This is a genomic window from Kitasatospora sp. NPDC088160 (assembly GCF_044741445.1).
Taxonomy (GTDB): Bacteria; Actinomycetota; Actinomycetes; order Streptomycetales; family Streptomycetaceae; genus Kitasatospora.
In genome coordinates this window covers 105,260-120,909 of sequence record NZ_JBIUSS010000029.1, presented here as the reverse complement: position 1 = coordinate 120,909, position 15,650 = coordinate 105,260, and the positions used below count along the sequence as shown (strand labels likewise).

Here is a 15,650-nt window from a genome sequence, read left to right as displayed (position 1 = left end):
CCAACACCGCAACTGGCCGCAACCCGCTCCGACAATCGTCACGATCGCCGGACCGGGCACGGCCTAAGTCATAAGTCACCGGCATTGGGGCTAGGCCTGCGGATCGAGGTCCGCAACCGGGCGCTGCCCACCGATGGGCGTCTGGTGGTGGGGGTGAACTCCTTCGGGTTCGGCGGTGCGAACGCGCACACCGTGCTCGCCTCCGCTCCCCCCGTCCTGCCGCCCGGCGCGTCCACGGCACCGCCCGAGGGCCTGCCGGTGCTGGTCTCGGCGCGCACGGAACCGGCTCTGGCCGAGGCGGTGCGCCGGATGACGGCCCGGCTGGCCAGCGCCGCGCCACGGGAGTTCTACGACATCGCCTACACCTCGTGCAGGCGCCGCGGCAAGCACGAGCACCGCGCGGTGGTGCTCGCCCACTCCACGGGGGACGCGGAACGCGGGTTCACCGCTCTTGCCACTACTGACGAAGCATCAACATCCCTTCAGCAAAAGGCTGATGGTGTGACGCACTCGGGTGGCGCCGCAGCCGTCGGCGGGTGGGAGCGCGGGGCGGGAGCACCTGCGGCCGGCGCGAGTGCCAAGGCGGTGGAGCGTGGCCGGGTGGTGTTCGTCTTCTGCGGCAACGGGTCGCAGTGGGCCGGGATGGGTACCGACCTCCTGGCGGGCGACTCGATCTTTCGCGAGACGGTGAACCGGGTGGACGCAGCACTGGCCCCCCTTCTGGGCTGGTCGGCGGCCGAGGCATTGGCCGCGCCGCCCGAGCAGTGGTGCCTGGACCTGACCGAGCGCGCACAACCACTGCTCTTCACGCTCCAGGTCGCCTTGGCGGCTGTGTTGCGCGAGCGAGGCATCGAGCCGGCGATGGTGCTGGGGCACAGCGTCGGCGAGGTAGCCGCGGCACACTGCGCCGGGGCGCTCACCCTGGCCCAGGCCGCGCTGGTGATCGCCGAACGCAGCCGGTTGCAGGGCGCCACCCGTGGCGGCGGCAGGATGGCGGCGGTCGGGCTGTCGGCGGAGCGCGCGGCCGAGCGACTCTCCTCGTTCGGCGGCAGGCTGGAGATCGCGGGTGTCAACAGTCCGCAGGACGTCACCATCGCAGGCGACCCGCAGGCGCTGGCCGACCTCGGAAGGCAGCTGACCGGGCAGGCGGTGTTCTTCCGTGAACTCGACCTGGACTACGCCTTCCACAGCAGCTCCATGGACAGTCTGGCCGAGCCCCTGGGCGCCGCGCTGGCCGCGCTGGCGCCCTCCCCCGCCGCCGTCGCACTGCACTCCACCGTCACCGGCGCCAGGGCCGGGGGTACTGACCTGGACGCGGCGTACTGGTGGCAAAACGTGCGTCGGCCGGTCAGGTTCAGCGCGGCAGTGGAGCAGGCACTCGACGACGGGGGCGACATCCTGCTGGAGATCGGCCCCCACCCGGTGTTGCAGACCTACCTGCGGCGTATCGCCGCCACGCGCCCCCGAACCGCCGTCACGGTGCTGGGAACACTGCGCCGTGACGGGGACGGAGCCACGCAGCTCGCCACCACCCACGCAGCGCTGCTCGCCGCCGGAGCGGACATCGACTGGGGTCGGTACTTCCCCCGCCCGGGCCAGGTCACCGGCCTTCCCGCGTACCCCTGGCAGCGCGAACGCCACTGGGAGGGCACCCGGGAGTCCTGGATCAGCAGCAGCGGCGACGGCGTGCTGCGCCATCCGCTGCTGGGCGAGCGACTGCCTGCCCCGCTGCCGGTGTGGCAGGGCCCCATCGAACCGGTACTGCTGCCCTGGCTGGGCGACCACAGAGTGGCCGGATCGGTGGTGATGCCGGCCACCGGCTTCGTGGAGATGGCGCTGGCGGCCGGGCGGGCGGTCTGCGCCGGCCCGGTGGAGGTCGAGCATCTCGATCTCAGCCACGCTTTGGTGATCCCCTGGGCAGACCCGTCCAGTGTCCGCGTGCAGCTGAGCCTCTCCCCGGACGACGGGACGGTGAGCATCACGAGCACCAACCACGGCCCCGGCCGCGCGGCCGACGCAGCGCGCCCGCACGCCCGCGCGAGGGTTCGCGCCTTGCTGCGGGACCGCCCCGAATCCCTTGATCTCAACACGGTACGGGAACGCTGCCCACGGTTGACGTCGGCCGACGAACACTACACGGCGTGCGCGGCGGCGGGATTGGCCTACGGTCCCGGCTTCCAGGTACTGCGCGAACTGCGCGTGGGTGAAGGCGAAGTCCTCGCCACCTACCACCACAGCACACCGGGCGATCCCTACACCGCACATCCCGCTCTGCTGGACGGCGCGCTGCAGGCAGGCGCCCCGCTGCTGGCGGGGCTGGTGACCGACGGGCACGCATGTCTTCCGGTCTCGATCGGGGCGGTGCGTCTCTGGGGCACTCTGCCCGAAACCGGTGTCGTCCGGGTACGCGAACGCACCCGGACCACCGAGGAGGTCTGCTGGGACATCACGCTCACCGACCAGGACGGCGTCGTCACCGCCGAACTCGACGGCTGTCGGCTGCGCCGTCTGGCAGTCACCGCGCGCGCAGGCATTGCCGTCTACCACACGGTGCTGCGCGCCGCCCCGCACAGCGACCTTCCCTGCGAACCGTCCCCCCTGCCACCCCCGCGGACCGTGCAACAGGCGGCGGCCGACCGGATCGCCGAGCTGCGATCCGACTGGCGGCGGTTTGGGCATGAGAGGTTCGTCCCACTGTTCAAGGAATGCAGCGCGCGCAGCATCGGCACCACGCTGGCCGCCGTACTGCCCGAGCCGTCCGCGCCCTTCGAACTGGACGATCTCGTGGCAGCCGGAATGCAACCGCGCTTCCGTCGCCTGGTCTCCCTGCTGATCCCCCTGTTCGTCCGGCACGGGGTGCTGGTTTGCGAACCGGACGGCCGGTGGCGGTTGACGGCAGCTGAGTTCCCCGTCGATCAGCTGGTCCGACAGATCGCCACCGAGCTACCCGCGTTCGTCACCGAGACCGCGCTCGGAACCCACCGATGGGCCCACCTCGAGCAAGTGCTGCGCGGCCGCACGGATCCCGTGGAGCTGCTGGGCTCCGAGCCCGTGGCCAAAGCCTTGGAGCAACTCCACGACACCGCCCCGGTCTCCCGCTTCCACAATCGCCTCACCCAGGCACTGCTGCGCGAGATGCTGCGCGACTGGCCGGTCGACCGTCCGCTGCGGGTCTTGGAGATCGGGGCCGGTACCGGGGGCACCACGGCGGCGCTGCTTCCGCTGCTGCCCGCGCAACGGACCCGCTACTGCTTCACCGATGTCTCCCCGCTCCTCTTCCCGCGTGCCCAGAAGCGCTTCGCTGCTTACGACTTCGTCGACTACCGGGTGCTGGACCTGGATGCGGACCCGCTCGGGCAGGGCTATCCGCAGCAGGGATTCGACGTGGTGGTGGCGGTCGACTCCCTGTACATGGCCAAAGACCTGACCGCGGCACTGCACAGGGTGGCCGCCCTGCTCGCCCCGGGCGGCCAGCTGCTGATCGGCGAGTCGCACGACCCGGAGATGCTCGCCCTTTCCCTCGGTACCCCGGACAGCTTTCACACCGGTACCGACACCGAGCTGCGGCCCGACTTCCCGCTGCTGTCGCGCGAGCAGTGGCCCGCCCTGCTGGAGCGGTGCGGCTACCGCGACATCGTGCAGACCGGCCATGACCGCAAGCCCACCCGCGACCACCGGAGCGTCCTGCTCGCCGGTGCCCCTACGCCCGAGTCGGCGGCACCGCCCGCACTGCCCACCGCGCCGGCGGGAGCGGTGTTCGTCATCGCGTCCGAGACCGTGGGCCAGGACCCCTTGGTCCACGCCCTGGCCGACACGCTGACCGCTGCGGACGCAGCAACCGTGCGCGTCATCCGGGCCGAAGCCGAACCATCCGCCTGGGACCGGGCCCTGTCCGCCGCGACCGCCCCGCCCGAGACCGGCCTCAGCACTCCAGTGATCGACTCCGTCGACATCGCACTCCTCCTCGGCGGCTCGCCGCACAACGAACCCTCGTCGCAGAACGACCCTGCGGACCAGGTCGTCCAGGCAACCAGGCACACGGAGTTGCTGCGCGTGGTCACGGCCGCCTGCGCACGTCTGCCGCGCGAGGTCGGTGCCCGGCTGTGGCTGGTGACCCGCACGAGCGGCGCCGTGCCCGCCCTGGCGCGGATCACGGATCCCGTCCACGCCGCCGCGTGGGGCGTGGCGCGCTGCCTGGCCAACGAGCACCCGGACCTGGACGGACGCCGCATCTGCCTGGAGCCCGGCGCCGACCCGGTCTCCGACGCGCGACGGCTGGCCCGCGAACTACTCGGTCCCGGCACCGAGGACGAGGTCGTGCTGACCGCGGGCGGCCGGTTCGTCCCGCGCGAGCAGCACCGACCAGTGGCCGGGCCGACGCGGGAAGCGGTCCCGTTCGCGCTGAGGTCGCGCAACCCCGGCCTCTCCTACAACCTGTCCTGGGAGGAGGTCCGACGCCCGCAACCGGGGCCCGGCGAGGTCGTCATCGAGGTGCGGGCCGCCACGCTGAACTACCGCGACCTGATGCAGGTCACCGGCCTGCTTCCGGCGGCGGTCATCGAGGGAACGCCGTCCGAGAGCGGTCTCGGCCTCGAATGCGCCGGCGTCGTGACGGCCTGCGGCTCCGGAGTGACCGGCCTGCGGCCGGGTGACCGGGTCGCCGGCATGGCGGCTGCCTCGCTGTCCTCGCACACCGTGGCCCGCGCTTCGCACCTGTGGCCCATCCCGGCGGGCCTCAGCTATGACGAGGCCGCCACCACGCCCGTGGCCCTCGCGACCGTCGTCTACAGCCTGTTCCGCCTGGCCCGGATCCAACCGGGCGAAACGGTCCTGGTGCACGGGGCCGCCGGCGGAGTCGGGCTGGCGGCCGTCCAGTACGCCAGGGCACACGGCGCCACGGTGATCGCCACCGCCGGCAGCGACCTCAAACGCGCCTATCTCCACGCGCTGGGCATCGACCACGTGCTGGACTCGCGCAGCCTCGACTTCACCGACCAGGTCCTCCAGATCACCGCGCACCGGGGCGTGGACATCGTTCTCAACTCACTCGCGGGCGAGGCGATCACCCGCAGCCTGGAACTGCTGCGCCCGGGCGGCCGGTTCCTCGAACTGGGCAAACGCGACATCCACGAGAACAAACCGCTGCTGCTGCGCCCCTTCGGCAACAACATCGCCTTCTTCGGGGTGGACCTCAACGCGATCCTCGATGTTCCCCGGGAGATCGACCTGGTCGTCGCCGAGGTCGGCCGGCTGCTGCGCGAGGGGCGGTGCCACCCGCTACCACATGCCGCATTCCCCGCCGCCCGGGTCGCCGACGCCTTCCGGCTCATCCAGCACTCCCGGCACATCGGCAAGGTCGTCGTCACCTTCAGCCCCCTGGACGAACCCCCGGCGGTCGAGCGGATCACGCGCACGCCCACGCTCGACCCCCAGGCCACCTACCTGGTGTCCGGTGGGCTGGGCGGCTTCGGTGCAGCCACCGCCGGCTGGCTGGCCGGCCTCGGCGCCCGGCACCTGGCCCTGGTCGGACGCCGGGGTACGGACAGCCCGGAGGCCGGCGCCATCCTGTCCGCCCTTGCCGATCGCGGGGTCACCGCAACCGCCTTCGCCGCCGACACGACTGACCCGGAGACCATGCGGGCCGTGGTGGCCGCAATCGATGCCGACGGTCACCCGCTGCGCGGCGTGGTCCACTGCGCGATGCACCTGGACGACGACGCGCTCGTGGACCTCGACGAGCAGCGCATCGCCGCCGTACTGAAGCCCAAGATCGGCGGGGCCGCCGTCCTGGACGCACTGACCCGGGACCGCGACTGCGACCTGTTCCTGCTCTACTCCTCCGGCAGCGCCATGGTCGGCAACCTCAGGCAGAGCACGTACGCCGCGGCCAACCTCTACCTCGAAGCCCTGGTCCGCCGACGACGACAGGAAGGACGCAGCGGGCTCGCGATCGCCTGGGGAGCCATCAGCGAGACCGGCTACGTCACCCGCAACAACCTGACCGAGGCCCTCAGCAGTCTCGGCATCGAACAGGTCCGCCCGACCGAGGCGTTCACCGCCGCAGAACGACTTCTCGACGCCCGCGCCGTCGTCGCGGGCGTGGGCCGCTACAACTGGGCCAAGGCCGGCGCGATCCTGAAGCTGGCGACCAGCCCGCGAATGACGGGGCTGGCCCCCGCCTGCGACGATCAGGACGGCGTCAGCCGTACGGAGCTCATCCGCGGACTGGCCGGCGAGCAGCCGCTGGTCTTCCTGACCAAGAACCTGACCGAGCTACTGGGCGCAGTACTTCAGATGGATCCCGAACAGTTCGACCCCCATCGTCGGCTCGACGCGTACGGCCTGGACTCGCTGATGGCGGCCGAGCTACTGATCTCGCTCCAGCAGCGCTACGGCGTGGACATCCCGCCCATGGAACTTCTGCGTGGCAACGCGACGATCGCGGACATCGCCCAGCTCGTGCAGCTGCGGCTGGGTCTTGGCCCCGCCCCGGACGGTTCGGCCGCCGACTTCACCGCTGTGACCGCGCCGGTGCCCCGAGAGGCACAGCCCAGTACCAACGCGCCCGTACTCGCAGCCCTGCCCTTCCCGCAGCAGCCGCCCGCCGCAGCTCCCAACGGCGCGGTCACCAACACCTGATGACCCGCCTGCTATCCGGGAAGCCGATCCAGTCGTACCGGGAGCCCGTCCGCGAAGCAGTGCAGGACGGAGAAGTCGAAGGCCCGTTCGCGGTCTTCCCGGATGCTCCAACGGAACGTCGTCAACAGGTGATACATGATGGTCCTCATCTGCCCCTCGGCGAGGTGAAGGCCGATGCACTTGTGCACGCCGTTGCCGTAAGGCATCAGAAGGTCGCGTTGCCGACCGGTGGTGCGGCCTGCCGAATCGAAACGGTCAGGGGCGAAACGGTCGGGGTCCGGCCAGATCTCGGGCAGCCGCTGGGTGAGCATGATCTGCGCCGCCACGAACGTGCCGGCTGGAATGCGGTGCCCGAGGATCTCGGTGTCCCGCGTCGCTGCCCGCGGGATGATGAAGACCGGTGGCAGCAGACGGAGTGTCTCCTTGAGCACCCGGTCGAGGTCCTTGAGCCGGTCCGTCGGCGCGAGGCCGAGTTCCGGGGTCCCGACCGACAGGCACTCGGCGCGGACCCGGTCCTGCCACTCGGGGTGCCTGGCCAGGAAGTAGCAGGCGGAGGCAAGCGTGTTGGCCGTCGTGCCGTAGGAGGCGATCAAGAAAGCGACGAGGAAGTTGGCGAGGCTCCGGCCGCCGTGGGCGGCTTCGGGCAGCGTGGCGAGGCGGGCGAGCAGATCGCCGCTGGTGCCCTGCTTGGCCGTGATCATCTCCCCGAAGTACGTCTCCAGTGTCGCCCGCTGTTTGGCGGCACGGGCCCACAGACTCCCCGGCAGAGGGATGCGCAGGGGTGACACAGCGGCCTTGCTGATGGCCTTGAACCCTTCGTTGAGTTCTTCCAGCCTCCCGATCTCGCACGTGCTGGTGAACTCCTGGAGCGAGAGGCCCACCATGAGCCGTTCCAGGGCGGACTGCAGTCGGAACCCGTCGCCGGTCTGCCAGGTGTCGGTCTGAGCTCTGGTGAATGCGGCCGAGTTCTCCACGTGGCCGCGCACGCTGTCGCGGCTGAAGGCGCTCTGAATGATCCGCCGCCAGTACAGGTGTTCAGCCGCGTCCATCGAGGACAGTGCGTCCGGGAGCAGCGAGCCGACCACCGGGTTCCAGCCAGGGCCGCTGGCGAACACCCGGTCGTGGTTGGCCAGTACCGGCGCCACGGCTTCGGGACCGGCCAGGAAGACGGCCCGGTTGCCGACGATGGTGGCACGGGACACCGGCCCATAGCGCCGGTAACGCTTCATCCCCCAGCCGACCGGGTCGCTTCTGAAGGCGAGGGACTGCCCGAGGAACGGGAAGCCGGAGTTCCCCGGGATGCCCCGCCATGAACCCGCGCGCCCGTGGCGGCCGGGTACGGGCCGGAGGGCTGTGTCCGGCGTCGGACTGGACACAGGACAGCGAAGCGGACTCATCACTCAGATCACTCGCCCCTGGAACGGCACCGCGCGGTCGGGCTCGCGTCGGGCGGCATACCAGCCGACCGCGCGTAGCATGACCTTGTGCTGGGTGTGCGGCCAGTGCCGTGCGTTCGCGTTCCAGGCCAGTTCGACCAGCTGTTCGGCTTCGTTCTCGCAGGCCGCTACCGCCCCGCAGTCCCGCAGGGCGCGGCTGGCCGCTTCGATCGACCGGGAGTCTGTGGCGCCGCCACGGACTCCCGCCCACAGCGCGCGCAGGGCGCTCGGCGGCATCAGGCCCACGGCGTGGGCAAGCGGCATGGTGACCTTCCCCTGATGGAGGTCGTCGCAGGCTCGTTTGGCTGCGCGGCCGTGGGCCCGGTCGGCTGCCGTGGTGACGCCGTACAGGTCGGCCACGTCGTCGCTGATCTGGTAGGCGAGTCCCATCGCTTCGAAGTAGTCGCCGGTGGCGCGGATCTGGTCCCGGTCGGCTCCGGCCAGCAGGGCCGCGATCTCGCACGTGCCTCGGGCGGGGATGCCGGACTTGAGGCGATGAGTGGTGCGCAGGCGTTCGAGCAGGAGGGTCGGGTCACCGGAGTCGACCGCGTGGTCCATCGCCGCGGTATGCCCGGCGATGTCCAGCGCCTGCCCGGCGTGGCCGGCTCGAAGCCCCCGCAGATAGACCTCGTAGATCCGCAGACGCAGCTCGGGGTCGTCCGCAACAGTGTCGCGCAGCACCCGGTCGAAGGCGAAGTAGGCGGCGGTACCGGCGTTGATCGCGAGAGCCTGGCCGTACACCGTGTGGGCTGCGGGCCGCCCCCGTCGCAGTGGCGAGCTGTCCTGGACGTCGTCGATGATCAGGGAGCCGATGTGCAACAGCTCGATGGCGGCGAGCAACGGCCGGTAGCGGTCGGCGCCGGTGCCGAACATCTCCAGGACGGCGGCGGCGCTGTACGGCCGCCAGGTCTTCCCTCCGACGTCGGAGAGGTGACGCACCGGCGCCGAGAGGGCCGCCGCCAGATCCCGTCGACAGCTGTCGTCCAGGGATTCGCCGCCGCGCAGGCCCGCCATGGAGTGCACGGACGCGCGGTCGCAGGCATCGGGGTACAGGGCCCGGATCTCCTCCCGGACCACCCGGCCGATGCTGCTCATGTGACGCTCCAGGTTGACCAGGCCGCCGTCCGGCTCGGTCGCCGCGAAGGCGTCCCCGCCGACCGGCCGGTGACCCAGTGAGCCGTGCACTGCCGCATGACCGCGCCAGCCCACGCCCGTGAGCAGCGACCGCGACTCCTGCTCGGGTACACGCGCCTGCACCGTCAGGTCCAGCGCCAGATCCGGAACCCTCAACCGCCACCGGACGGGGTAGACGTTGAGGGTCGCCAACGATGTCCAGGTCTCCTCCGTGCTGACCGTGCAGGTGTGTACACCGAGCCGCCCGTCCGGCGCGGTCGCGCGCAGGAACCGCTGATGGGGCCCCGGCCCGTCCGCGACCGAGCAGCTGTCCAGGTCCAGGTGCCAGCCGTTGTCCAGGTAGAGGGACAGCTCGTTCCCCGCCGTGTCAGCAGCCGCCCCTGGCCCGAGGGATTCATCACTGGGCTCCTCGTACCAGGCGGTGCCGGTGGCGGTGGTCGGGCTACCGTCGCGCCCGGTGAACGTCGCGACCACGCCCGAACCGCGCCACCCCTGCCCGTCGAAACAGGGGAGGAACTCCAGAAGCACGTCGAGCCCTTGTGCTTCGTCCGCGAGCCGGAGACGCCAGGATCCCTCCGCCGGGGATTCGAACGCGCCGACGGGGCCGAAGTCGAGCTTCCCGTCCGGTGCCGTGGTGACCGGATGGCTGAACAGCCGGTCCGGCAGGGTCGGCACACCCGTCGCCAGTGCGTCGTCGAACGCGGCCCGCACCCGCCGGTCCACCGAGGTGTCGTGAGCGAGCGCCGTCCGGCAGGCCCGCAGGGCAGGGCCGTCCAGCCACGAACTGCGGGCGAAGGCACGGCCGGTGATGTCGGTCGTGCCGCACGAAAGCGTGGTGCGGGCGGGTCCGGGCACCTGCGGTTCGCCGCTGCGGACGAACGTGACCTCGAAGGCGTACTGGTCCCCCTGCGGTGTCCGTACCAGGGCACGCACGCGCCACCGGTCCGCCCACCGTGGCGCCGGCTCCGCGTCCGCCCGCCTGTTCCCGCCGGTGGCGGTCGTGGTAACGGGAACCTCCACAAGCCTGCCCATGTTCAGCTCGACTCCGCACACGTATCAAGGTTCTGCCACGCCGCACCCTAGGTCGCCCTGGGCTTCCCGGGGACAGGTTCGGCAAGCGGGCCCGCAGACATCACCCCGATGGCCGACCTCCCCCGGGTGACAGCCACCGCGACGACCACCCACAGGACTTGGGTCGACCCGCCCGAGCGCCGAATCGAAACAGAAAGTAATGGAATGGATACTCTCTGAGAGCGGTGGGCCAGCGGGCCTGCCGAGCCTCGGAAGGAAGAGCCATGGTTTTCGAGAAGCGGCCGGCCCCGGAGGGCCCGAAAGCCGAGCCCCCCGTCGGCGGCCAGCGCTCACGCCTGCTCAGGATCGGGTCCGTCGCCCTCCTGCTGACGGTCGGGGTCGGCGCTGCCTGGCAGGCCCGGGCCCAGTCGCATACGCCTGCGCACCGGGTGCTGATCGGAGCGGAGGACGAGACCTGCAAGGCGACTTACACCCTCCATTTCTCGCCGGGCATCACCCCTACCCCCACCACCCAGACGGTCACCGGCGCGGGCACCTTCCAGAACTGCGCCTCGCCCGACGGGTCCGCCGGAACCGCCCACCCCGTGTCCTTCACCGTCGGAACCGGCACCAGCGTCCTGGGTTGCAGCGGCACGTTCCCCCTGACCCGCACCAACAAAGTCACCTGGAGCGACGGGACGACCAGCACGGTGGACGTGCACGACACAGTCGCCATCGACTCCACCAAACCGATGGGCACCCAGATCACCGACGACTCCGACGGGACCCAGGTCACCGCCGGCAGGGACGTGGGCGACTCGGTCTCCCTCTCGCAGACGGTGCAGTCCCTCACCGGAGCCTGCACCAATGCCTCACCGGTCACCGCCATGACCGGCGTGATCGGCGGCGAGGCCCACGCCTTGCTCTGAGCACGAAGGCGCCGTGCGGGGCCTGGCCGGACACCTCGACCGGCCAGGCCCCGCACCCGCGCCGTCTGCGCCCACCGGCGGTCACGAACGCCGGCCACTACCCGAGAATCGATCACACCATGGCTGACGGTCGGATCCACGCGACCTTTCCCGGACCCCGCACCGGACCGGCCGGCGCTCGGCCCGACGGCCACGGCCGTCGAAGCCTGATCCGCGCCCTGCCAGCCGCACTCCTCGTATTCGGCGCCTGCGGCCTCCTCACCGTGCTCGCGGGCGCCGAAGCCACCGGGGGCGGATACCTCGACACCCGAAGCCCCTCCGCACAGGCCGAGAGACTCCTACAGGACCAGTACGGCGCGGGCAGCCCCAACCTGGAACTGATCGTCAGCACCCCTGACGACGTGGCAGACCCCCAGACCGCGGCCGCGGGCCGCCGACTCACCGAACGTGTTGCCGCCGGCGCCGACGTCGTCTATGCCCAGTCCTGGTGGACCCTCAACGACCCCAGGCTTCTGGCCGGCAGCCGACGCGAGGCACTCATCGCGGTACGGATCAGCGGCGATGACAAGCACGTCAGCGACCGCGCCGTGCAACTCGCCCACGAGTTCGGCGGCCGTCAGGAGGACAGACTCGCCGTCACCGCGACCGGCTGGGCGCTGAACAACCGTGCCCTGGAGGAACGCAGCAGAGCCGAACTTCCCGTCACCGAAATGCTCGGCTTCCCCCTGGTCGCCGGTGTGCTGCTCTGGGCCTTCGGCTCCCTGACAGCCGCCGCCCTGCCCCTGGTCATCGCCGCCCTGGCGATCGCCGGAGCCCAGGGCGTCCTCCTGCTCCTGCAACAGGTCAGCCCAGTCTCGGCTTTCGCCCCCAACCTCGTCGTGGCGCTCGGCCTGGGCCTCTCGGTCGACTACTGCATGATCATGGTCAACCGCTTCCGGGAGGAACTCGCCCTGAGCCAGGACCCCCAGGCCGCAGTCCTTACCACCACCCGCATCGCCGGCCGCACCGTCATCATGTCGGCCGGCACCGTGGCCCTGTGCCTGAGCGTTCTGATCCTCTTCCCCATGCCGATGCTGCGCTCGCTGGGCGTGGCCGCCGCCTGCGTGACGGTCCTCGCCGGGCTGAGCGCCGTCCTCGTCCTGCCACGCCTGCTCTCCAGGCTGGGACTGGTCCTGGACCGGGGGAGCCTGCGGTGGGCACGGCACCGTAACACCGACGATGCCGTGGCCCGCTGGTGGGGCCGTCAGGCCGGCCGGGTGGTTCGCCGGCCGACAGCCGTCCTGCTCGCCTGCGCGGGCGTCCTGCTGCTACTGGCCGCGCCGTTCGCCCGTGTCCACTGGGGCTACATCGACGACCGGTGGCTGCCCCCGGGCGCCCCGCAGCGCACCGTCGCCGACCACCTGCGTCAGAACTTCCCCAACGTCGGAACGGCCACACCACTGGTCCTGCTGCCCGAGGTGCCGGCACACTCCGCACAGGCGGCCCATTACGCCGCCGAGGCATCCCGCACCGCCGGCGTCCTGACCGTCGTAGGCCCGGAGGGGCTCTTCGTCCACGGCTTGCGCTACGCCTCCGCCCCCGCTGGCGCCACCGTGCGCAGTACCGGCACCGGCACCTGGTTCGCCATCACCACCGAACTCCCCGTGGACTCCGACCAGGCCGCGGAACTGGTGCGCTCGCTGCGCACCTGGCACTCCCCTCCGGGTCCGGTGATGGTGGCTGGCGACTGCGCCGCGCTGGCGGACACCCGCTCCTCGATGGCCACCCTGACCCTGCGGGCCGCACTCGCGGTGGGTGCCATCAGCGCTGTGCTCATGGTGCTGTTCACCCGCAGCGCCGTCATCGCACTCAAAGCGCTGGTGGTGAACCTGTGCAGTCTGACCGCGTCCTTCGGCGCGATGGTGTTCCTCTTCCAAGAGGGCCACTACGCGGCACTGTTCGGCTCGGCTCCCCCCGGCACCACCAACCCGCTCCTGCCACCGCTGATCTTCTGCATCGCCTTCGGCGTCAGCATGGACTACGAGATCTTCGTGGTGGCACGCATCCGCGACGCATACCTGCGCCACGGTGACAACCGCCGCGCCATCGTCGAAGGCGTCCAGCACACGGGCCGCCTCATCACCACCTCCGCCGCCGTACTCATCACCGCCCTCGTGCCACTCGCCGCATCGTCGGTCGCGGTGATGCAACTCATCGGTGTCGTACTGGTGGTGAGTGTCCTGGTGGACGCCACCATCGTCCGCTGCCTTCTGGTACCGGCAGCCATGACCCTGCTGGGGCGGTGGAACTGGTGGCACCCCCGTCGGACGCAGGGGCAGCGCCCCGACCGACATCAACCGCAGCCCCCCGCCCTGACCATCACCGAGCCCTGAGCTTGTCCTACCTTCCAAGCGCGGGGATCCGTGCCACGGCGCTGGCCACCGCCGCCTCGCCCGCGACCGCGAAACCCTCCCCACCCGCTCCGAATCCGTGATCCACCTAGTAGGGGTCTGTCCAGCGACTGGCTCTGGCTCACTTTCGGTGGTGACGGAAGGTCATGGCAAAAGTGCCTGGTCAAACCACTCGCGTGCCCCAGGCCGCCCTCCCTGTCTGCGGCGCGCCCAAGAGTCGAGTCGCCGGCTCCCAGCGTGAACCGGGTGGATCACTGCAGGTAGCGGAAATTACCGAACGTCACCACCGAAAGTGAGCGAGAGCCGGTCACCGTACAGACCCCCTCGGCGGTTGGCAGGGCCTGCCCCTCTGACCGCCCCACCTCCCCTTTGGCGACCGGTCGGGAGCACCCCCAGTCGGCCGGCAGGCATCGAACCATCAAGTCCTGGAGTGAAGTTGACGCAGGTCACGCCTCCTGCGCCACAGTGCCAGGCCGTACGCGGGCCTCTGGAGACCGTGCGATGGCCTGATCGGCGGTTCCGTGTCCTGAGCCGGCGTGCTACCCGGTCAGCGCCGCTTGCAGGGGGGCCAGTAGGGAGAGGTCGTCGGTGGTGACGGTGAGGTGGGTGGCGCCGGCGGACCGCCAGGCGACGGCGAGGGAGCGCCAGGTGTCCGGGCGGCCGGAGGCGGGCTGCGCCCACCGAAAAGCCCAGGCCGGGGACCAATCCCGACCTGGCCTTCGGTGTCTTCGGTGTGCTGTCAGCGGCGGGTGGTCATCGAGATCCGGGCGAGGACGGCGGTCGCCTGTGCCGGGTTGGCGCGGAGCCAGGCAGCCAGGTGCTCTCGGACGGCCTCGGTCACGCAGGCGCGGACGGGCCCGTTGCCCAGTCGGTCGCGGGTGGCCCCCTCGAACTCGGGGCGATCGAGCTTCACCGACACGACCGCCGTCAGGCCCGCGCCGAGCTGGGCGGGGGTGAGGTCGGGGTCGGACGGGGTGAGCAGCTGTTGCTCGCGGGCGTAGGCGTTGACCGCGGCCGCCAGGCCGTCGCGGAAGCCGAGCTCGTGCGTGCCGCCGCCGGTGGTCGGCCGGCTGTTGGCGTAACTTGCGACCCGCTCCTCGCGGGTGTCGCACCAGCGGAAAGCCACCTCGACAGTTCCCTCCATTTCGGAGTACTCGCGCTCGAGACCGATCACGTCCGGGTGGAGGGGGGCGCTCTGCTCCGCGATGTGGTCCCTCGGTCCGCCCGGGAACCGGAAGCGGACGGCCCGGGGCGCCGCGGGGTCGCGGTCATCGGTCAGGGTGATGTCCAAGTCCCGGTTCAGGAAGGACATTTCCCTGAAGCGCTCGGCCAGTGCGTCGAACGAGAACTCCAGTGTCTCGAAGATCTCGGCATCGGGCCGGAAGGTGATCGCGGTCCCGCTGTCGTCGGCCGGTCCGGTGCGGGTAGGCGTCGCGACAGCTACGCCTCGCTCGTACTCCAACACCCAGCGGGCGCCGTCGCGCCGCACCTCGGCCGTCAGACGGCCCGACAGCGCGTTGACGACGGCCAGTCCCACGCCGAAGTAGCCGCCGAGCAGCGAGCGCCGGTTGGCAGGCTGTGCCCCGCAGCAGAGCACGGCCAACCGGCTCTCCAGCGCAGGGCCGTCGCTGTGGCCGGCGTGCCCGACCGGGAGGCCCGTGCCGTCGTCGGCGACGCGGACGCCACCGTCGGCGGTGAGGGCGATCTCGACACGGCTGGCGGTGCCGCCGAGGATCTCGTCCATCGCCCGCTCGGCGACCTCGAACACCAGGTAGTGCAGGCCGCGTTCACCGACCGATCCGATGTACATCCCCGGCCGCTTCCGAACGGCCTCCAGGCCCTCGATAACCACGATCGCGCTGGCGTCGTACGCCTTGCATTCCTCGCTCATGATGCCCCCTCCGAGGGTGTCCGACAGAGCTCCCCAGCCTACGAGATTCCGAGAAAACACCAGGTCAAAGCCACTTTGGCGAGGCCGCGGACGGGCCCCTGAGGGGCAATCGCGAGCGCCCGGCCGGGATGGGTGCGCACTGCCGCCGCAATCCGGCCGCGGCCCTCCGAGGGGCGTCTGCGGCACTGTTCCGGGCGGCTGCGGGGCCACGAGTTTCAGG

At 71.1% G+C, this 15,650-nt stretch carries 6 protein-coding genes; 3 read left to right on the top strand and 3 right to left on the bottom strand.

What is annotated here, in order from left to right; translation table 11 throughout:
- The first annotated feature begins 84 nt into the window (after positions 1 to 84).
- Positions 85 to 6,639 (top strand): SDR family NAD(P)-dependent oxidoreductase, encoded by a 6,555-nt coding sequence (locus tag ACIOGZ_RS35490; protein WP_400988975.1) that lies wholly within the window; start codon positions 85 to 87, stop codon positions 6,637 to 6,639.
- An 11-nt stretch (positions 6,640 to 6,650) separates the two neighbouring features.
- Here ACIOGZ_RS35490 and ACIOGZ_RS35485 read toward each other — a convergent pair whose 3' ends face one another.
- Complete coding sequence (locus ACIOGZ_RS35485; RefSeq protein ID WP_400988973.1) at positions 6,651 to 7,724, bottom strand: cytochrome P450; 1,074 nt, start codon at positions 7,722 to 7,724, stop codon at positions 6,651 to 6,653.
- A 315-nt stretch (positions 7,725 to 8,039) separates the two neighbouring features.
- Positions 8,040 to 10,142 (bottom strand): polyprenyl synthetase family protein, encoded by a 2,103-nt coding sequence (locus ACIOGZ_RS35480; RefSeq protein WP_400988971.1) that lies wholly within the window; start codon positions 10,140 to 10,142, stop codon positions 8,040 to 8,042.
- Between the two features lie 362 nt (positions 10,143 to 10,504).
- Between ACIOGZ_RS35480 and ACIOGZ_RS35475 the strand changes: the two genes are divergently transcribed.
- Both ACIOGZ_RS35475 and ACIOGZ_RS35470 read left to right on the top strand, forming a co-directional pair.
- Positions 10,505 to 11,149 carry a hypothetical protein gene (locus ACIOGZ_RS35475; protein ID WP_363581161.1) on the top strand — a complete coding sequence of 215 codons (645 nt, stop codon included), beginning with the start codon at positions 10,505 to 10,507 and terminating at the stop codon, positions 11,147 to 11,149.
- 119 nt (positions 11,150 to 11,268) lie between these two features.
- Positions 11,269 to 13,521, top strand: coding sequence for an MMPL family transporter (locus tag ACIOGZ_RS35470; protein WP_400988969.1), 2,253 nt, complete (start codon positions 11,269 to 11,271; stop codon positions 13,519 to 13,521).
- A 757-nt stretch (positions 13,522 to 14,278) separates the two neighbouring features.
- On the opposite strand, the gene ACIOGZ_RS35465 is transcribed toward ACIOGZ_RS35470, so the two are convergent.
- Positions 14,279 to 15,430 carry a DNA gyrase subunit B gene (locus ACIOGZ_RS35465; RefSeq protein WP_400988968.1) on the bottom strand — a complete coding sequence of 384 codons (1,152 nt, stop codon included), beginning with the start codon at positions 15,428 to 15,430 and terminating at the stop codon, positions 14,279 to 14,281.
- Positions 15,431 to 15,650 lie beyond the last annotated feature (220 nt).

What these genes read in the sequence shown, in the direction of transcription:
- ACIOGZ_RS35475 (WP_363581161.1), top strand. Translation starts at nt 10,505, where the DNA reads ATGGTTTTCGAGAAGCGGCCGGCCCCGGAGGGCCCGAAAGCCGAGCCC.
- ACIOGZ_RS35470 (WP_400988969.1), top strand. Translation starts at nt 11,269, where the DNA reads ATGGCTGACGGTCGGATCCACGCGACCTTTCCCGGACCCCGCACCGGA.
- ACIOGZ_RS35465 (WP_400988968.1), bottom strand. Translation starts at nt 15,430, where the DNA reads ATGAGCGAGGAATGCAAGGCGTACGACGCCAGCGCGATCGTGGTTATC.